Genomic DNA, 18,342 nt, shown 5'->3' on the forward strand with positions numbered 1-18,342 from the left:
CCGACCTGAACGACGCACGAGGAGACACACGCATGGAGCTCACCCCCCGCCGCCTGCGGTTCGGCGGCGACTACAACCCGGAGCAGTGGCCGTCCGACGTCTGGGACGAGGACGTCACGCTGATGAAGCAGGCCGGTGTCACCACCGCCACCGTCGCCGTGTTCGCGTGGGCGCGCCTCGAGCCGTACCCGGGGCTGTACGACACCGCGTGGCTGGACGACGTGCTCGACCGGCTGCACGCTGGCGGGGTGCGCGTGCTGCTGGCCACCGCGACCGCGTCCCCGCCGGTGTGGCTGGCGCGGGACTTCCCGGACACGCTGCCCGTCTCCGAGAACGGGGTGCGGCTCGAGTTCGGCTCGCGGCAGCAGTACAGCCCCGCGTCGGCCACGTACCGCGAGCACGCGCTGCGCCTGGTCGAGATGCTGGCGCAGCGGTACGGCGAGCACCCGGCGGTCGAGGGCTGGCACGTGAACAACGAGTACGGCTGCCACGTGCCGTACTCGTACGACGAGGAGTCGGCGGCGGCGTTCCGCACCTGGTTGCAGGCGCGGTACGGGACCGTCGAGGAGCTGAACCGGGCGTGGGGCACCGCGTTCTGGTCGCAGCTGTACACGTCGTTCGACCAGGTGGAGCCGCCGCGCGCGGCGCCGACGTTCCGCAACCCCACCCAGCTGCTCGACTGGGACCGGTTCGGCTCGGACACGCTGCTGGCCCTGCACCGCGCCGAGCTGGAGGTGCTGCGCCGGGTCACCCCGGACCTGCCGGTGACCACCAACTTCATGGGGTTCTTCCCGCACACCGACTACTGGGCCTGGGCGCCGCACGTCGACGTCGTGTCCGACGACGCCTACCCGGACCCGGCCGACCCGCTCGCCCACGTCCGGCTGGCCGCGCAGCGCGACCTGGTGCGCTCGCTGCGTGCCGGCCAGCCGTGGCTGCTGATGGAGTCCGCCCCGTCGGCCGTGAACTGGCGCGGACGGAACCTGCCGAAGGCGCCAGGCCTGCACCGTGTGCACTCGCTGCAGGCCGTCGCGCGCGGCGCGGACGGCGTGCTGCACTTCCAGTGGCGGCAGGCGGAGGCCGGTGCCGAGAAGTTCCACTCGGCGCTGGTGCCGCACGCCGGCCCGGACTCGCGGTTGTTCCGCGAGTCGGTGGCGCTCGGTGCCGAGCTCGCCGCACTGTCCGACGACGTGGTCGGCACGCGGGTGCCGGCGCGGGTGGCGATGGTGTTCGACTGGGACTCCTGGCACGCGCTGTCGCAGCCGGCGGTGCCCGCGACGATCGACTACGTCGACACGTTCCTGTCCTGGTACGCGCCCTTCCTGCGGCGCGGCGTGACCGTGGATCTGCTGCCGCGCGATGCCGACGCGGCCCGGTTGGCGGCGTACGACCTGGTGGTGGTCCCTGCGCTGCACGTCGCGGCGGACGACGACCTCGGGGCGCTCGACGCGTACGTCCGCGGTGGCGGCCACCTGGTGGTCACCTACCTGTCCGCCGTGCTGGACCCGGACCTGCACGCCCGGCTGGGCGGGTACCTCGGGGCGCTGCGCGACACGCTCGGCGTGCGGGTGACCGAGATCGCGCCGGCCGGGCGCGCCGTCGCGCTCGTCGGTGACGTCGCCGGTGCCGCGGGGGAGTGGAACGACGCCGTCGAGGTGTCCACCGCCCGGGTGGTGGCCGCCTACTCCGACGGGTTCGCCGCCGGTGACCCCGCGGTGACGCGCAACGAGCACGGCACCGGCGTCGGCTGGTACGTCGGCACCCAGCCGTCCGTGGCGCTGCTGGACGAGCTGGCGGCGCGCTGGCTCGACGAGGCGGGCGTGCCCACGCTGCTGACCGAGCCGGTCGACGGTGTGGAGGCGGTGGTGCGAGGCGGCCTGCTCTTCGTGCTCAACCACACCGGTGAGGCGGTCGACGTGCCGCTGACCAGCGGCATCGTGCACGTGCCCGCCCGGGACGTGGTGATCCGCCCGGCCTGACCGGCCGAGCGGCGATGAGCCGAGCCGCTTCCTCGGGTCTACGTCGGGTGGGGCGGTGCACACGGCACCGTCCCACCGGACGAAGGAGCGGCGATGCCGTCGACGGTCGGCTCGGTCCGGACGCGGGACGGCGTCACGCTCGGCGTCGAGCAGCTCGGGGACCCGGCAGCACCGCTCGTGCTGCTCGCCGGTGGCCCGACGATGCTCTCGTGGCCGGACGCCCTGTGCGAGGCCCTCGCTCGCGGCGGGCGCCACGTGGTGCGCTACGACCTGCGCGACGCCGGCGCGTCGACCACCGTCGACCCGGAGGCGCCCGCCTACACGCTGCGCACCCTCGCCGCCGACGCCGCCGCGCTCGCCCGTGAGCTCGACGACAGGCCGGCCCACCTCGGCGGCATCGGCGTCGGCGGGATGGTCGCGCAGGTCGCGGCGCTCGACCACCCGGACGCATTCCGCGCACTGACGCTCGTGGGCACCCGGCCGGTCGCGCCGGGCCCGCCCGACGACGACCTGCCGGACCACGACGCCGGGACGACCACGCGACGGCTCTCGCTCCCCGTGCCCGACTGGTCCGACCGCGCCGCCGTCACGGACTTCGCCGCAGCCCGCGCGGCCGTCCTCGGCGACGACCCGGAGGCCGCGCGGGCGACCGCCGGGCGGATCTTCGACCGGGCGGCCAGCACGGAGCCTGCCGTCCAGCTCGCCAACCACCTCGGCACCGTCTTCTCCCGGCTCGACTGCCGGCCGCGCTGGCGCGAACGGCTCCCGGAGCTGGCGATCCCCGCGCTCGTGGTGCACGGGCGCCGGGACCGGTTCTTCCCGGTCGGCAACGGCGAGGCGCTCGCGCGCGACATCCCCGGCGCCCGGCTGCTCGTGCTGGACGAGGTCGCGACGGCCCTCCCGGACGCCGTCGCCGACGAGGTCGCCGCCGCGATGCTCGCGCTGGACCCTGCGTGACGCCTCAGTCCTCCCGGGACTCGCGCACGCTCAGTCCTCGCGGGACTCCCGCACGCTCAGTCCTCGCGGGACTCCCGCACCCGGGCGACCAGCTGCGTCGGGCTGACGAACCGCAGCGCCACGATCAGGATCACCATCATCGTCGCGGTGTAGACGACGGCCATCGCCGAGATCAGCTGCCGCGCCTCACCGCCGCCCGCGGCGGTCATGGCCCGGTAGATCGCGACCACCAGCGTGTCCGTCCCCGGACCGGACACCAGGAACGTCAGGTCGAACATGCCGACCGTCCGGACCAGCACCAGGATCGACGACGCGAGCACGCCGGGCACCAGCAGCGGGAACAGGATCTTGGTGAACACCTGCCGCATGCGGGCGCCGGACATCCGGGCCGCACTCTCGATCGCGGGGTTGATCTGCTCGATGAACGGCGTCATGGTCATGATCACGAACGGCACGGACGGCACCAGGTTGACCAGGATCACCGCGGTCAGCGTCCGGGACAGGTCCAGGTTGTACATCACGGTCGCCAGCGGGATGCCGTAGGTGATGGGTGGCATCAGCACCGGCAGCAGGAACAGCAGGGTGACGGCGCGCTTGAACGGGAAGTTGCGCCGCGCCAGCAGGTAGGCGGCCGGCACGCCGACCACCACCGAGACGACGATCACCGCAGCCGCGACGCCGAGCGTCACGCCGATGATCTGCGTCATTCCGTACTGGTCCCAGGCGCCCTTGTACCAGCTGCTGCTCCAGCTCTCCGGCAGCCAGCCGCGGAACCACGACTTGCCGAACGAGTCGACGACGACGCTGACCAGGATCCCGATCAGCAGCACGAAGAACGCCGCGGTGGCGGCCCACACCACCCATGTGGTGGGCGAGGCGACCAGCGACCGCTCACCGGGCACCCGGGCGGCGTCCCGTGCCTTCACCTTCTTGGTGGATGCGGGGTCGGTCCCCGGCGTCACCACGGTCTGGGCGGCCATCAGCCCTTCCCTCCGGTCGAGCCCTTGTAGAGGAACGACCTCCACAGCAGCACCAGCGCGATCACCAGCAGCTCGACCACGCCCATCATCAGGGCGATCGTCGAGGCCATCGGGTAGTCCGTCTGCTCACCGAACGCGCGGTAGGCCATCAGCGCCATCACGCGGGTGGCACCGCTGGCGTCACCGACCAGGCGGGCCGACGGGAAGACGCTGAACGCGAGGACGAACGTGAGGATGAACGTCGTCGCGAGCCCCGGGGCCAGCAGCGGAAGCACCACCCGCCGGAACCGCTGGCCCCAGCCCGCGCCCATCGTCTTCGCCGCCGCCTCGATCGAGGGGTCGATGCCGGACAGGTACGACGAGATCAGCAGGAACGCGAACGGGAAGCCCGAGATCACCAGCGACAGGAACACGCCGACGTAGTTGTTCACCAGGTGCAGCGGATCGTGGATCACGCCGACCTGGATGAGGAACCGGTTGAGCCACCCCTGCCGGCCGGCGAAGATCAGCAGGCCCTGCGCGGTGAGCACCGTGCCGAGCGTGATGGGCAGCACCAGCAGCGTGGTCAGCAGCTTCTTCCCGCGGAACCTCTTGCGCAGCTTGAACGCCATCGGCACCGACGCCAGCACGTTGAACAGGGCCGCGGGCAGCGCCAGCCGCATGGTCAGCCACACGGAGTTGAAGACGAACGGGTCCTTGAAGAACGCCAGGTAGTTGGCCAGGACCCCGCCGCCCCACTGCTCCTGGGTGGCGGGCGTCGGCTGGAACGTCAGGCCGATGCCGTAGGAGAACGGGTAGACGAACAGCCCGATCGCGATCACCAGCGCCGGCAGCAGCATCAGCAGCGACACGTCGATGCCGCGCTCGGCGAGCCGGTGCCGCAGGCTGGCCGTCGACCGGGTGCGCCCGGGCGGCCGTCCCGCGGTCGCGGAGCTCATCGGCGCACCTCGAGCAGCTCGCTCTCCTCCTCGGAGAGCCCGCCGGCGCCCTGCAGCGCCAGCGGGTAGACGAGCACGCGCGCCGGGTCGGCGGTGAGCTCGACGGTGCTGCCGACGGCCGGCGCGTGGTCGGACCGCACGTGCAGCAGCTGCCCGCCGGGGGTGGTGACCCCGACGGCGAACTCGCGGCCGTGGTACTCGACCACGGAGACGGTCGCCTTGGCGGAGTTGCCGCCGCGCACGGGCAGCGACGGTGACACCACCACGAGGTCCTCGGGCCGGATCGCCGCCCGCACCGCCGTGCCGGCTGCGACCGCGCCCACGGCCGTGCCGTGCAGCACGACCCCGTTGCCGGCCACGGTCACGTTCGGACCGTCCACCGACACCACGTCGAGGTCCACCAGGTTCCGGTAGCCCATGAAGTCGGCCACGTGCCAGTTCGCCGGGTGGTTGTGCAGCTCCTCGGGCGTGCCGATCTGCTGCACGCGCCCCTCACGGAGCACCACCAGCCGGTCGGCCATCGACAGGGCCTCCTCCTGGTCGTGCGTGACGTAGATCGTCGTCAACCCCAGCGACTGGTGCAGGCGGCGGATCTCGGTGCGCATCTCCAGCCGGAGCTTGGCGTCGAGGTTGGACAGCGGCTCGTCCATCAGCACCAGCCGGGGCTCCATCACCACGGCCCGCGCGATCGCCACCCGCTGCTGCTGGCCGCCGGACAGCTGACCGGGCAGCTTGGTGGCGTGCTGCTCGAGCTTGACCAGGGCGATCGCCTCGGCCACGCGGCGCTTCAGCTCCGCCTTGGGCACCTTGCGCATCTGCAGCCCGAAGGCGATGTTCTTCTCCACCGTCAGGTGCGGGAACAGCGCGTAGTTCTGGAACACCATGCCGAAGTCGCGGTTCTCCGCGGCGACGGTGTCCACCCGCGTGCCGTCCACCAGGATCTGGCCGTGGGTGAGCGGGAGCAGCCCCGCGAGGCAGTTCAGCGCCGTGGACTTCCCGCAGCCCGACGGCCCGAGCAGGGCGATGAACTCGCCCGCCCGGACCGTCAGGTCGAGGCCCACCAGCGCGTCCACGCCACCGAAGCTGCGACCGACACCTCGGAGCTCGAGGGACTGGAACTTGCTGGCAGTGATCGTCATGGTTACTTCGCCTTGAACTTCCCGGAGCCGACCTCGCGGTCCCAGATGTCGAACGCCTTGACCATCTGGTCCGGGGTGAGCGGCACGGCCTTGGGCATCTTGTCGATCAGGGCGTCGTACCAGTCACGGCCGAAGTCCTTGATGGTCTGCTGGCTCTTGGCGGGGGCCTTGTCGAGCGTGGCGCCCTTCACGGCGGGCCCGGGGTAGAAGTACCCGGTGTCGTAGGCCATCGCGTTGACCTCGGGCGTCAGCATGTACTGCAGCAGGTTGAGGATCGCGGACACCTTGTCGGCGCTCTGGCCCTTGGGGATCACGGCGTAGTGCGCGTCCGTCACCCAGGTGAAGCTGTCGAACGGCGCCGCGGCGATCGTCTTCGGCTCCTGGCCCAGGGCGCGGGGGTTGATGTCCCAGCCCGTGGTGGTGGGCACCATCGACCACGTGCCGTCGGCCATGTTGGAGATCACCTGGCCGGTGCCCGTCGGGTAGGTGCTGATCGTCGAGCCGAGGTCCTTCAGGTAGGCCCATGTCTTGTCCCAGCCGTTGACCGGGTCCGACGGGTCCTTGTCACCGAGCATGTACGGCAGGCCCATCAGGAAGGTGCGGCCCGGGCCGGAGTTGGCGGGGCGGGCGTAGCCGAACTTGCCGGGGTGCGCCTTGGCCCACGCGAGCAGCGCCTCCGGCGTCTTCGGGACGTCGGTGACGACGGCGGGGTCGTACTGCAGCAGCGGGCCCGACGGGTAGTACGTGGTGACCACGCCGAAGCCCTGCGCCAGGTCCTGCATCTTGGCGGCCGGGTCGAGGTAGTTCTTCATGTTGGACAGCTGCGACGCGTAGTCCTTGGCGATCGGGATCCACAGGTTCTGCCCGATGCCGGCGGACAGCCCGTCCGTCCCGGTCATCACCAGGTCGACCTTGAGGTTCTTGCTGTCGACCTGCGGCTTGATGGTGCCGACCAGGTCGGGGGCGCCGGCGCTCTCCCACTTGACCGAGCTGATGATGTCCGGGTGCGCCTTGACGAAGGCGTCGACCATCGGGCCGGTCAGCTTCTGGTTGCCGGCGACGTCGAGGATGTCGAGCGTCACCGGGGCGGACGGCTTGGCCGGCACGCCGCCGGCCGTGGCCGCCGCCGCCCCGGTCCCCGCCGAGGACGACCCGGTCTTCGGGGCGGCACAGGCGGTGAGTGCGAGCCCGAGGACCAGGAGCCCGGCACCGAGCCGGGCAGAGGTGTGCTTTCTCATGGACAGCCTTCTCTCTGGAGTAGACCGGGCCTCGTCGCCCGGATGCTGCCGTCGGTGTGGAACGAGCGGTCGAGCAGTCAGGCGGTGTCGCGCAGGCTCTCGCTGCTACGGCGAGGAGCCGTGGAGTCACGCACGACCAGCTGGAACGACAGGTCGTGGTGGTGGGTGGGCGGCTGGTCGGGGTGCCGCAGCAGGGAGACGAGCACGTCCGCTCCGGCGCGCCCGCAGTTGACCAGCGGGATGCCGACGCTGGTCAGCGCCGGCGAGCTCAGGGCGGACATCGGGATGTTGTCGACGCCGACCACCGAGATGTCGTCCGGCACCTGCACGCCGCGCTGCTTCAGCCGGTCGAGCAGGCCGAAGGCGACCAGGTCGTTGTACGCCAGCGCGGCGCTCGCACCGGACGCGATGAGCAGGTCACCGGCGGCGATCCCGCCGGAGACGTAGGGCTGGAACGAGCCGAGGTCCACCAGCTCGGTGTCCGGGTGCTCCGCGACGATGGCGCGCGCCGCGGTCAGCCGGGCCCGGTTGGACCACGACGCGGCCGGGCCGCCGACGTAGGCGATGGTGCGGTGGCCGAGTGCCCGCAGGTGCTCCAGGGCGAGCCGGACGCCCTCGAGGTTGTCGATCAGCACGGCGGGCAAGGAGCCGCAGCGCCGGTTGACCAGCACCAGCGTGGTCTCGGTGGCGAGTGCGGCCAGCACGTCGTCGGGGGAGCGCGGCGAGCACATGACCACGCCGTCGACCGTGCGGGACATCTCCCGCACCAGGTCCGCCTCCTGCGAGGGGTCCTCGTCGGAGTCGGCGATCACCACGCCGTAGCCGGCCGCACGGGCCCGGGCCTGCACACCCTTGGTCACCGAGGAGAAGAACGGGTTCTCCAGGTCGGGGACGATCAGCCCGATCGTGCCGGTGCGGCCCGTGATCAGGCCCCGGGCGGCCGGGTTCGGACGGTAGCCGAGCATGCGGGCCGTCTCGAGCACCTTCGCCAACGTCTCGGGGGCGAGGTCGTCCGGCCGCGAGAGGGCCCGCGACACGGTGGAGACGGACACCCCGGCCACCCGGGCCACGTCCCGCGCGCTGACCGCCACAGGCTCACCTCCGTTGGTGCCTCCCGCCACGGGTGTGGCTGCGCCGAGTATGCAAACGTGTTCATCACCACGTCAAGAGGTGACGTGCTAGTGACGCCCGAAACGTGACCTCCACGAAGGCGCGGCACTAAAGAAGCAGGTCAGAGGCCAATATGGGCACGAACCGTCGATCCGGTGCTACGTTCGCCGCTGTTGCACAACATGCGCATCGTGTTTCAACGAGGAGACGCCATGGCAGCGGATCGACTCCTGGTCCTGCGTCCGGACGACGACGTCGCGATCGCCACCGCCGACCTGCCGGCGGGGACCCGCCTCACGGTCGGGGACACCACGCTGGTGCTGCCCGGCGACGTGCCGCGCAGTCACAAGCTCGCGCTGCGCGCCGTGCCGGCGGGCGGCGTCGTGCACAAGTACGGGCAGTCCATCGGCCGGGCGACGGCCGACATCGCGCCCGGCGACCACGTGCACACCCACAACCTCGGCATGGACGACACCGTCCGCGCCCACGAGTTCGGCACGGTGCACGCCACGCTCCCCACCCCGCCGGAGGGTCGGACGTTCGACGGCTACCGCCGGGCCGACGGCCGCGCGGGCACCCGCAACTACGTCGCGATCGTCACGTCGGTCAACTGCTCGGCGTCGACGGCCAAGATGATCGCCGACCAGGTCCGCGGACCCGCGGCGCTGGCGGCCTACCCCCACGTCGACGGCGTGATCGCGCTGACCCACGGCAGCGGCTGCGGCCTGGTGCCCGGCAGCGAGGGGGCGAACGCCCTGGTGCGCACGCTGCGGGGGTACGCGCGGCACCCCAACGTCGGCGGAGTGCTGGTGCTGGGCCTGGGCTGCGAGATGGTGCCGGTTCAGTCGCTGGTCGACGGGCTCGACCTGCCGTCGGACACGCTGGTGCACACGCTGACCATCCAGGACACGGGCGGCGTACGGGCCACGGTGCGCGAGGGCGTGGCGCAGATCATGGCGATGCTGCCGGTGCTCGAGGAGCGCCGCCGGGAGCCCGTCCCGATCAGCGAGCTGGTGCTCGGGCTCAACTGCGGCGGCTCGGACGGCTACTCCGGCATCACCGCCAACCCGGCGCTGGGGCGCGCCTCCGACCTGCTGGTCGCCGCCGGCGGCACGTCGGTGCTCGCCGAGACGCCCGAGGTGTTCGGCGCCGAGCACCTGCTGACCCGGCGCGCGGTGTCCGAGCAGGTGGGGCGCAGGCTGCTCGACCGGCTGGACTGGTGGCAGGGGTACGCGGCGGCCGGCGGCGGCACGCTGGACAACAACCCGTCGCCGGGCAACAAGGCGGGCGGCCTGACGACGATCCTCGAGAAGTCGCTCGGCGCCGTGGCGAAGGGCGGCCAGGCCGACCTGTCGGCGGTGGTCGAGTACGCCGAGCCGATCACCAGCCGCGGGCTGGTGTTCATGGACACGCCGGGGTACGACCCGGTCTCCGTCACGGGCATCGTCGCCGGCGGCGCCACGGTGGTCTGCTTCACCACCGGCCGCGGGTCCGTGTTCGGCTGCCGTCCGGCGCCGTCCATCAAGCTCGCCACGAACACCGAGATGTTCGAGCGCATGTCCGACGACATGGACGTCAACTGCGGTCGGATCGTCGACGGCACCGCCACGCTGGAGCAGGTGGGCGACGAGATCTTCGAGCGGATCATCGCCGTCGCCTCCGGGCAGGAGACCGTCAGCGAAGGCCTCGACCTGGGGCAGGAGGAGTTCGTGCCCTGGCAGCTGGGCACCGTCACCTGACCGTCACGTCGTCGCCGGCCCGTCGTCGGCACCCTGCAGCCCCCCACCAGCCCTCCCGTGCGAAAGGCCGCACCGATGCCCACCCCCACCGCCGGCCTGGTCGTCCACCCCGACCGCCTGCTGCCCGTCGACCCGTCCGTCCGCGGCCTCGCCCGGACGCTGTACGAGGCGGTGCGCGACCTCCCGCTCGTCTCCCCGCACGGCCACGTCGACCCCCGGATGCTGCTCGACGACGTGCCGTTCGCCGACCCTGCGGCGCTCTTCGTCACCCCGGACCACTACGTGACGCGCCTGCTGCACGCGTCGGGCGTCCCGCTCGAGGACCTCGGTGTGGGCCAGGGACCGTTGGACGAGGCCGCCGCGCGGAACGTCTGGCGGCTGCTGTGCACGCACTGGTCGGTGTTCCGCGGCACGCCGGTGCGGTACTGGCTGGAGTCGGAGCTGTCGGAGCTGTTCGACGTGACCGTGCGCCCCTCCGCCGAGACGGCCGACGAGATCTACGACCAGCTCGCCTCGCGGCTGGCCACGCCGGGGTACCGGCCGCGGGCCCTGTTCGACCGGTTCCGGCTCGACGTGCTGGCCACCACGGACGACCCCTGCGACGACCTGTCGGTGCACGACGCGCTGGCCGCGGACCCGACGTTCCGGGGCCGCGTGATCCCCACGTTCCGGCCTGACCGGTACCTGGAGTCGGCCGAGCCCGGCTGGGCGGACGCCGTGCGTCGGCTGGGGTCGGTGGCGGACGTCGACACCTCCACCTACGCCGGGTGGGTCACCGCGATGGAGGCCCGCCGCCGGTACTTCGTCGAGCACGGCGCGCGCTCTGCCGACCACGCGCACGTCGACGCCGGCACGTACCCGCTGGAGCCGACGGAGGCGGAGCGGATCTACTCCGCGGCGCTCGCGGGCTCGGCGACGTCCGACGAGTCCGTCGCGCTGCGCCGGCACATGCTGCTGGAGATGGCCCGGATGGCCTGCGACGACGGCCTGACCATGACGCTCCACACCGGCGTGCTGCGCGGCCACCACACGCCGTCCAAGCTGCGGTTCGGCCCGGACACCGGCCACGACATCCCGCTGCGCGGCGACTTCACCGAGCCCCTGCGGCCCCTGCTCGAGCGGTTCGGCACGCACCCCGACCTCAACCTCGTGCTGTTCACGCTGGACGAGACGGTGTTCTCCCGTGAGCTGGCGCCGCTCGCCGGCTTCTACCCGGCGGTGTACGTCGGGGCGCCGTGGTGGTTCCTCGACGCCCCCGACTCGATCCGCCGGTGGCGGTCCGCGATCACCGAGACGATCGGCTTCTCGCGCACCGCCGGGTTCATCGACGACACCCGGGCGTTCTGCTCGATCCCCGCGCGGCACGACATGTCGCGGCGGCTGGACGCCGGGTTCCTGGCGCAGCTGGTCGCGGAGCACCGCCTCGAGGAGGACGAGGCGATGGACACCGCGATCGACCTGGTCGCCGGCCGGGCGCGCGAGGTGTTCAAGCTGTGAGCGAGCTCGTCCGCAGCACCCCGGCTCCGCCGGTGCGGCACGTGCACCTGGGGCTCGGCAACTTCTTCCGCGCCCATCAGGCCTGGTACACCGCGCACGCGAGCGACGGTGGCGAGTGGGGGATCGCGGCGTTCACGGGGCGGTCGCCGGACCTGGCGCGGGCCATGGCCGCGCAGGACGGCCTGTACACCCTGGTGACGCGCGGACCGGAGCGCGACGAGTTCGAGGTGGTGCCTGCCGTGGCGCGGGCACATGCGGCGGACGAGCACGACGCCTGGCTCGGCTACCTCGCGGACCCGACGGTGCAGGTGGTGACGACGACGGTCACCGAGGCGGGATACGTGCGTGACGCCGCCGGCGATCCCGACGTCGGCCGGCCGGAGCTGGCCGCGGACCTCGAGACGCTCCGCCGCGACCCGACCTCGCTGGTGCGCACCGCGCCCGCGCGCCTGGTCGCGGGGCTGCTGGCTCGTCGTCGGGCGGACGCCGGACCGCTGACCGTGGTGCCGTGCGACAACCTGCCGGACAACGGTGCCGCGGTCGCCCGCGTGGTGCTCGGCCTCGCCGAGCAGGTGGACCCCGCGCTGCGGTCGTGGATCGAGGAGTCGGTCGGGTTCGCGACGACGATGGTCGACCGCATCACGCCCGAGCCCACCGCGGCGGACGCGGCGGCCGTGGCCGCCGGCACCGGCGTGCAGGACCGGGCTCCCGTGGTCACCGAACCGTTCACCGAGTGGGTGCTCAGCGGCCGGTTCGCCGCCGGCCGTCCCGCCTGGCAGGACGCCGGGGCGACGTTCACCACCGACGTGGCGCCGTTCGAGCAGCGCAAGCTGTGGCTGCTGAACGGGGCCCACTCGATGCTGGCCTATGCGGCCTCGCTCCGCGGGCACGTCACCGTCGCCGACGCGATGCGCGACGAGGTGTGCCGCGCGTGGATCGAGGAGTGGTGGGACGCCGCCTCCCCGCACCTGACCCTCCCCGCCGCCGACGTCGCCGCCTACCGGACGGCGCTGACCGACCGGTTCGCCAACCCGCGGATGGCGCACCGGCTCGACCAGATCGCGTTCGACGGTTCCCAGAAGCTGCCCATCCGCACGCTGCCCGTGCTGCGCCTCGAGCTGGCCGCGGGCCGGCTGCCCGTCGGTGCCGTCCGACCGCTCGCCGCGTGGGTGTGCCACCTGCGCGGGCACGGTGCGGCGGTGACGGACGCCCGGCTCGAGGAGCTGTCGCCCCTGGTCGGCGGCACGCTGCGGGACGCGGCGGCCCGTGTCCTCGGTCTGCTCGCCCCCGACCTCGCGGCCCACGGAACGGTGGTCGACGCCGTCGTCGACCAGGCCCAGGAGCTGGAGTCCGTCGCGGTCGGCCGGCGGCCCGTCCCCGATCCCGCCCCGTGACGCCGGCTCATCCCCGAGGTGAGCACATCGCACTGAGGTGAGCACGTTGAGGTGCTCATCTCGGTGCGGAGGTGCTCACCTCGCGGGTTGGTGCTACGTGCGCGGCGCCGGCGGCAGGTCGACGCCGGCCGGGACCTCCTCCGGCCAGACGAGCAGTACCGCGCACGGCGCGTGGTCCACCACGTACCGGGTCACCTTGCTCAGGCTGTGCGGACCCCGTTCGGTGCGGACCCCGTCGCGGGCGCAGATCAGCAGGTCCGCACCGGCGCAGGCGTCCAGCACCGCCGTCTCGGTGCGACCGTGCAGCTGCAGCACCTCCGGGCCTGCGCCGGGGTCGCCCGCACCGCCGGGCCGGCCGCCGAGCCGGGCCGCCGCCGCGGCGAGCAACCCGCTCCCCGCCTCGTCGAGCGGGTTGCCGGTACGCCCGCCACCGGGCCGGTCGTCGGGCCGTCGTCGTCCGCGGCCCATCAGCCCCAGCGGGCCGCCCTCCCACCCGGCCTCGGTGTCCTCGTCGAGCACGTGCACCAGGCGCACGTCGGTGAGGCCGAGCCCCGCCGCCGCGTCGACGCACGCCTCCCAGGTGCCCTCCATCAGCCAGACGACCGCCCTCATCGCACGCCTCCGATCCGCACCGACACCCACAGCGCCACCACCGCCAGCACCAGCGTCACCGGCACGGTCGCCAGCCCCAGCCGCACGAACACCGACGTGGACGGCGCCTTGCCGTGGCCGTGCAGCACTTGCCGCCACAGCAGCGTGGCCAGCGACCCCACGTAGGTCAGGTTCGGGCCGATGTTCAGGCCCAGCAACGTCGCCAGCACCAGCGCCGGGGAGTGCGCCACCACGGGCACCAGCACCAGCGTCGCAGGCAGGTTGTTCAGCACGTTCGCCGCCACCGCCGCGAGCCCGGCCGCCAGCAGCAGCCCCGGCAGGTCGGCACGCGTCGGCACCAGGTGCGCCAGCCCGCTGCCGAGCGGCCCGAGCCGCACGCCCAGCACCACCACGCCGAGGGCCAGCACGAACAGCAGGAACACCGGGTTGGCCGCGTGCACCAGCCGACGCACCGTCGGAACCGGTGTGTGCCGCAGGTTCCGCGCCGCCAGCACGACGACGGCGACCACCGCGACCAGCGCCGGCGGCACGCCGATCGGCTCGGCGGCGGCGAACCCGACCAGCGCCGCGCCCAGCACCACCAGGGCGAACACCGGCGCCGGACCCACCTCGACCGGCGTCGCGTGCACGGGCGTGCGCAGGTCGGAGCGGAAGAACATCCGGAAGACGACGTACTCCGCGACCACCGTCACCACCCACGGCAGCGCCATCAACGCACTGAATCCCGCGAACGACAGCCCGGCGGCACCGAAGGCCAGCAGGTTGGTCAGGTTCGACACCGGCAGCAGCGTCGAGGCGGAGTTCGCCAGGTGGGTGGAGGCGTAGACGCCGGGACGCGGCCGTGCGCGGATGGCGGTGGCGGCGGCCAGCACGACGGGCGTCAGCAGCACCACGGTGGCGTCCAGGCTCAGCACCGCGGTGGTCGCCGCGGCCACCACGAACACGGCGCCGAGCAGCCGCGGCGCCGAGCCGTTCGACGCCCGCGCCATCCGTTCACCGGCCCACGTGAACACGCCGTGCGCGCGGGCCTGCTCCGCCAGCGCCAGGATCGCCGCGAGGAACCCGACGGTCGGCGCGAGCCCGGAGATCTCGTCCCACGCCGCACGCCAGGGCACCAGCCCGACCACCAGCACCAGCACCGCCGCCGGCACCGCGGCCACCGCCTCGGGAAGGCCGCGCGGGCGGCTGACGGCGAACCCGAGCACCAGGGCGAGGACGACGACGGCAGTCGTCGCGCCGAGCGCAGAGGCCGCTGTCACACCGCACACCTTCGCGGCATCTGGCGCGATCCGCACCTCCGTCCGCGGCGAGCCGCGGCACGCGGAGCACGCACCGCACCAGGGCCGATGCGGCGGGCCGCTCACTAGGGTCGGTGCATGGGCCACCGGCTCGTGCACCTGCTGCCCGGGGTGGGCGTCGCGCGGGGCTACCGGCGCGCGTGGCTGCGCGAGGACCTCACCGCCGGCGTCGCCGTCACCGCCCTGCTGATCCCGGCCGGCATGGGGTACGCGCAGGCCGCCGGGCTCCCACCGCAGGCCGGGCTGTACGCGACCGTCGTCCCCCTGCTGGTGTACGCGCTGGTCGGTCCGTCGCGCGTCCTGGTGCTCGGTCCGGACTCGTCGCTCGCGCCGATCATCGCCGCAGCGGTGGTGCCGCTCGCGCTCGGCGACGACCGCCGGTCGATGGCCCTGGGCGGCGCGCTCGCGCTCCTGGTCGGTGCCGTGCTGGTGCTCGGCGGCGTGCTGCGGCTGGGTCTGGTGACCGACCTGCTCTCCAAACCGATCCGCATCGGCTACCTCAACGGCATCGCGCTGGTGGTGGTGGTCGGTCAGCTGCCCAAGCTGCTCGGCTTCTCCATCGGCACGGACTCGCCGCTGCAGCAGGTGGCGGAGACGGCCCACGGGATAGCCGACGGCCGCACCGAGGCGACGGCGCTCGCGTTCGGTCTCGGTTCCCTCGTGGTGATCCTCGGCCTGCGGCTGCTCGCCGGCCGCCGGGTGGTCGGCCGGATCCCCGGCGTGCTGGTCGCCGTCGTCGTCTCGACGGCGCTGGTGGCCGCCCTCGGCTGGCGCGCTCGGCTGCCGGTGGTCGGGGCGCTGCCGGCCGGCCTGCCCGCACCGGCCCTCACCGGCATCACGTGGCACGACGTCGGCTCGCTGACCGGGCCGGCGCTCGGCATCGCGCTGATCGCGTTCGCCGACACCGGCGTGCTGTCCCGCACGCTGGCCGCCCGGCGGGGCGACTCGGTGGACGGCAGCCACGAGATGGGTGCGATCGGGGTGGCCAACCTGGCGAGCGGGCTCACCGGGGGGTTCCCCGTGTCGGCGTCGTCGTCGCGCAGCGCCGTCGCGGAGCAGGCCGGCGGCCGCACGCAGCTGGTCGGGGTGGTCGGTGCGCTGCTGGTCACGGCGTTCGTGCTCGCCGCGCCGCGCGTGACGAGCTACCTCCCGTCGGCGACGCTGGCCGCGGTGGTGATCGTCGCCGCGGCCGGGCTGGTGGACGTGCCGGGCTTCGTGCGGCTGCTGCGGACCAGCCCGGTGGAGGGGCTCCTGTCGCTGGCCGCCCTCGGCGGGATCGTCCTGGTCGGCGTGCTGCGCGGCATCGTCGTCGCCGTCGCGCTGTCGTTCCTCGCCTTCGTGCAGCAGGCGTGGCGGCCGTACCGCGCCGAGCTCGGGCTGGTGCCGGGCGTCCGCGGCTACCACGACGTCAGCCGCAACCCCGCGGCCGAGCGGATCCCCGGGCTGGTGATCGTCCGGTTCGACGCTCCGCTGTTCTTCGCCAACGGGCGGATCTTCGACGACTACGTGCGCTCGGTCGTGGACGGCGCGCCCGGCCAGGTGCACACGGTGATCCTCGCCGCCGAGCCGATCACCGACGTCGACGCCACGGCGGTGGACGAGCTGGTCGAGCTCGACGACCACCTCGCCTCCCGCGGCATCCGGCTGGTGATCGCCGAGATGAAGGACCCGGTCCGCGACCGGCTGCACCGGCTGGGGCTCGACCGGCGCTTCGGCCCGGACCGGTTCGCCCCGACCGTGGGGGCGGCCGTGGACGACGTCACCGGGCGGTTCCGCAACGACCTCGGCTGAGGCCTCTCGGTGGGAGGTCAGAACCGCCGGTCGACCCGGTCCGCCGGCGTCCGGCCGTCCGGGTCGTACACCCAGCGGTAGAACGGCTCGGCCCACAGCCGGTCCACCACGCTGATGTGCCCCGGCCGGTACGCGCGCACGCGTCCCGGCGGTCGCGGTCCTCGTCGTCCACCCGCGTACCAGCCGTCGAGGGCGCCGGCCGCCCGCCGATACGCCTCGAACCAGGCAACCGGATCGTCCAGGTCGTCGGGTGCCGCCGCGCCCAGGTGCTCCGCGGCGAGCTCCACCCGCAGCGAGCGAGCGGTGCCCGTGGTGGTGCCCTCCACGAAGGCGGCGCTGAGCTCGCTGTCGTGCGTCCACGACCGCCGGTTGGCGTTGTCCGACCCGATGCACGCCCAGGCGTCGTCCACCACGCAGACCTTGGCGTGCACGTAGATCGGCGTCCCGGCCTCGTTCTCCACGCCGTAGATCCCCACCCGCCGGCCGCCGGTCCGCCGCAGCAGCCGCAGCGCGTGCAGCCGGCCCAGCTCGGTGGGCACCTCGGCGTCGCGCCCGCCCTGGTCGGCGTGCAGGGGCACGATCACCACCAGCCGCAGGTCCGGCGACCGCCGCAGCGCCCGGGCGAACGCCGCCGCGACGTCCGCCGACCACAGGTACTGGTCCTCGAGGTACACCAGGCGACGGGCCTGTCCCAGCGCGGAGATGTAGCCGCGGGCCACCGAGCGCTCCCCGCGGCGGGCGAACGGGTAGGGCGGGAACCGCGGGGGATAGGTGCGCAGCAGCTGCACGGCCGCAGTGCCGCAGGGCTCCGGGTCCGGGTGCTGCGGGGGCAGCGGCCGCACGCGGGTGCGGGTGCCGCGCAGCAGGTCCTCGAGCCGGCGCAGCGGGTTCAGCGTCAGCGGTGTCGCGTCCTGCCAGCGCTCGCGGAACACCGCCTCGGCGTCGCCGACGGCCGGACCCTGGACCTGCAGCTGCACGTCGTGCCACGGCGGGGTCGGCCCGTACACCGGCGCCATCTCCACCGGCTGCGGGTCGCCGTGGTGCGCCTCGTCGTCGTGCCGGCTGTGGCACAGGTCGATGCCGCCGATGAAGGCGACGTCGTCCTGCGGCCGGTCGCGGTGCCGCAGCACCACCAGCTTCTGGTGGTGGGACCCCAGCGGACGCACCCGCATGTCCAGCAGGCACTGCCCGCCGGCCGCCTCGATCTCCTCACCGAGGTGCCGGTTCTGCGCCGCGCTGAACCGGAACCGGTCCCAGTGCGACCGCCACACCAGCCCGCGCACGTCCACGCCGCGTGCGGCGGCGGCCGCGAACACCGGTCCCACCTCGGTGCCGGGACCGCCCAGCCGCTCGTCCGGGTCGCCGCGCCAGTCGGTGAACAGCAGCAGGTCCCCGTCGCCCATCGCCTGGACGGCGGCGAGCAGCGCCGCGAAGTACGCCGAGCCGTGCACCAGAGGAGTCACCTCGTTGCCGAGGGTCCACGCGCGGCCGTCGGCGTGCCGGCTGTCCAGCACGGTATCCGGGTTGCCGCGGTCCTCCGCGGAGAGGAACCAGTGCTCCGGGTCGGTGCCCGGCTCCGCCTCGAACGCCGTCGACGGGCCCTGCTCACGCGACGTCACCGACACCGACCTCCTCGCCCCGAGCCTGGCGCCAGCGTAGGGAACCCGCCG

14 protein-coding genes are annotated in these 18,342 nt (G+C 73.4%); 6 read left to right on the forward strand and 8 right to left on the reverse strand.

The window, feature by feature from the left end:
• The first annotated feature begins 32 nt into the window (after positions 1-32).
• The gene (locus QMF98_RS03675) at positions 33-1,979 is read left to right on the forward strand and encodes a beta-galactosidase (protein WP_337974718.1); all 1,947 of its coding nucleotides are present in this window, start codon (positions 33-35) and stop codon (positions 1,977-1,979) included.
• Between the two features lie 93 nt (positions 1,980-2,072).
• Positions 2,073-2,936 carry an alpha/beta fold hydrolase gene (locus tag QMF98_RS03680; RefSeq protein WP_337974719.1) on the forward strand — a complete coding sequence of 288 codons (864 nt, stop codon included), beginning with the start codon at positions 2,073-2,075 and terminating at the stop codon, positions 2,934-2,936.
• 56 nt (positions 2,937-2,992) lie between these two features.
• Here QMF98_RS03680 and QMF98_RS03685 read toward each other — a convergent pair whose 3' ends face one another.
• The 5 genes from QMF98_RS03685 to QMF98_RS03705 all read right to left on the reverse strand — a co-directional run bounded on the left by QMF98_RS03685 (position 2,993) and on the right by QMF98_RS03705 (position 8,322).
• A complete protein-coding gene (locus QMF98_RS03685; protein WP_337974720.1) occupies positions 2,993-3,916 on the reverse strand; it encodes an ABC transporter permease in 924 nt (307 codons plus the stop codon).
• Positions 3,916-4,854, reverse strand: a complete 939-nt coding sequence (locus tag QMF98_RS03690) for an ABC transporter permease (RefSeq protein WP_337974721.1) — start codon at positions 4,852-4,854, stop codon at positions 3,916-3,918. The genes QMF98_RS03685 and QMF98_RS03690 overlap by 1 nt, the downstream gene beginning before the upstream one ends.
• A complete protein-coding gene (locus tag QMF98_RS03695; RefSeq protein WP_337974722.1) occupies positions 4,851-5,993 on the reverse strand; it encodes an ABC transporter ATP-binding protein in 1,143 nt (380 codons plus the stop codon). Before QMF98_RS03695 ends, QMF98_RS03690 begins: the two co-directional genes overlap by 4 nt.
• 2 nt (positions 5,994-5,995) lie before the next feature.
• The gene (locus tag QMF98_RS03700) at positions 5,996-7,231 is read right to left on the reverse strand and encodes an extracellular solute-binding protein (RefSeq protein ID WP_337974723.1); all 1,236 of its coding nucleotides are present in this window, start codon (positions 7,229-7,231) and stop codon (positions 5,996-5,998) included.
• Positions 7,232-7,308: 77 nt separating this feature from the next.
• Positions 7,309-8,322 carry a LacI family DNA-binding transcriptional regulator gene (locus QMF98_RS03705; protein WP_337974724.1) on the reverse strand — a complete coding sequence of 338 codons (1,014 nt, stop codon included), beginning with the start codon at positions 8,320-8,322 and terminating at the stop codon, positions 7,309-7,311.
• Between the two features lie 231 nt (positions 8,323-8,553).
• Here QMF98_RS03705 and QMF98_RS03710 point away from each other — a divergent pair, with 231 nt between their 5' ends.
• The 3 genes from QMF98_RS03710 (at position 8,554) to QMF98_RS03720 (ending at position 12,971) form a co-directional block, all read left to right on the forward strand.
• Positions 8,554-10,080, forward strand: a complete 1,527-nt coding sequence (locus QMF98_RS03710) for a UxaA family hydrolase (RefSeq protein WP_337974725.1) — start codon at positions 8,554-8,556, stop codon at positions 10,078-10,080.
• A gap of 75 nt (positions 10,081-10,155) precedes the next feature.
• Positions 10,156-11,577 carry a glucuronate isomerase gene (gene uxaC / locus QMF98_RS03715; protein WP_337974726.1) on the forward strand — a complete coding sequence of 474 codons (1,422 nt, stop codon included), beginning with the start codon at positions 10,156-10,158 and terminating at the stop codon, positions 11,575-11,577.
• Positions 11,574-12,971 carry a mannitol dehydrogenase family protein gene (locus QMF98_RS03720; protein ID WP_337974727.1) on the forward strand — a complete coding sequence of 466 codons (1,398 nt, stop codon included), beginning with the start codon at positions 11,574-11,576 and terminating at the stop codon, positions 12,969-12,971. Before uxaC ends, QMF98_RS03720 begins: the two co-directional genes overlap by 4 nt.
• A gap of 93 nt (positions 12,972-13,064) precedes the next feature.
• On the opposite strand, the gene QMF98_RS03725 is transcribed toward QMF98_RS03720, so the two are convergent.
• Both QMF98_RS03725 and QMF98_RS03730 read right to left on the reverse strand, forming a co-directional pair.
• Positions 13,065-13,583, reverse strand: coding sequence for an adenine nucleotide alpha hydrolase family protein (locus QMF98_RS03725; RefSeq protein ID WP_337974728.1), 519 nt, complete (start codon positions 13,581-13,583; stop codon positions 13,065-13,067).
• Positions 13,580-14,842 (reverse strand): ArsB/NhaD family transporter, encoded by a 1,263-nt coding sequence (locus QMF98_RS03730; RefSeq protein WP_337974729.1) that lies wholly within the window; start codon positions 14,840-14,842, stop codon positions 13,580-13,582. Before QMF98_RS03730 ends, QMF98_RS03725 begins: the two co-directional genes overlap by 4 nt.
• Before the next feature lie 117 nt (positions 14,843-14,959).
• Here QMF98_RS03730 and QMF98_RS03735 point away from each other — a divergent pair, with 117 nt between their 5' ends.
• The gene (locus QMF98_RS03735; RefSeq protein WP_337974730.1) at positions 14,960-16,672 is read left to right on the forward strand and encodes a SulP family inorganic anion transporter; all 1,713 of its coding nucleotides are present in this window, start codon (positions 14,960-14,962) and stop codon (positions 16,670-16,672) included.
• Positions 16,673-16,689: 17 nt separating this feature from the next.
• Here QMF98_RS03735 and QMF98_RS03740 read toward each other — a convergent pair whose 3' ends face one another.
• A complete protein-coding gene (locus QMF98_RS03740; RefSeq protein WP_337974731.1) occupies positions 16,690-18,291 on the reverse strand; it encodes a phospholipase D-like domain-containing protein in 1,602 nt (533 codons plus the stop codon).
• Positions 18,292-18,342: the final 51 nt, after the last annotated feature.

Origin of the sequence: Cellulomonas sp. NTE-D12, assembly GCF_027923705.1 — a bacterium.
Lineage (GTDB): Bacteria > Actinomycetota > Actinomycetes > Actinomycetales > Cellulomonadaceae > Cellulomonas.

What these genes read in the sequence shown, in the direction of transcription:
- QMF98_RS03675 (WP_337974718.1), top strand. Translation starts at nt 33, where the DNA reads ATGGAGCTCACCCCCCGCCGCCTGCGGTTCGGCGGCGACTACAACCCG.
- QMF98_RS03680 (WP_337974719.1), top strand. Translation starts at nt 2,073, where the DNA reads ATGCCGTCGACGGTCGGCTCGGTCCGGACGCGGGACGGCGTCACGCTC.
- QMF98_RS03685 (WP_337974720.1), bottom strand. Translation starts at nt 3,916, where the DNA reads ATGGCCGCCCAGACCGTGGTGACGCCGGGGACCGACCCCGCATCCACC.
- QMF98_RS03690 (WP_337974721.1), bottom strand. Translation starts at nt 4,854, where the DNA reads ATGAGCTCCGCGACCGCGGGACGGCCGCCCGGGCGCACCCGGTCGACG.
- QMF98_RS03695 (WP_337974722.1), bottom strand. Translation starts at nt 5,993, where the DNA reads ATGACGATCACTGCCAGCAAGTTCCAGTCCCTCGAGCTCCGAGGTGTC.
- QMF98_RS03700 (WP_337974723.1), bottom strand. Translation starts at nt 7,231, where the DNA reads ATGAGAAAGCACACCTCTGCCCGGCTCGGTGCCGGGCTCCTGGTCCTC.
- QMF98_RS03710 (WP_337974725.1), top strand. Translation starts at nt 8,554, where the DNA reads ATGGCAGCGGATCGACTCCTGGTCCTGCGTCCGGACGACGACGTCGCG.
- uxaC (WP_337974726.1), top strand. Translation starts at nt 10,156, where the DNA reads ATGCCCACCCCCACCGCCGGCCTGGTCGTCCACCCCGACCGCCTGCTG.
- QMF98_RS03725 (WP_337974728.1), bottom strand. Translation starts at nt 13,583, where the DNA reads ATGAGGGCGGTCGTCTGGCTGATGGAGGGCACCTGGGAGGCGTGCGTC.
- QMF98_RS03735 (WP_337974730.1), top strand. Translation starts at nt 14,960, where the DNA reads ATGGGCCACCGGCTCGTGCACCTGCTGCCCGGGGTGGGCGTCGCGCGG.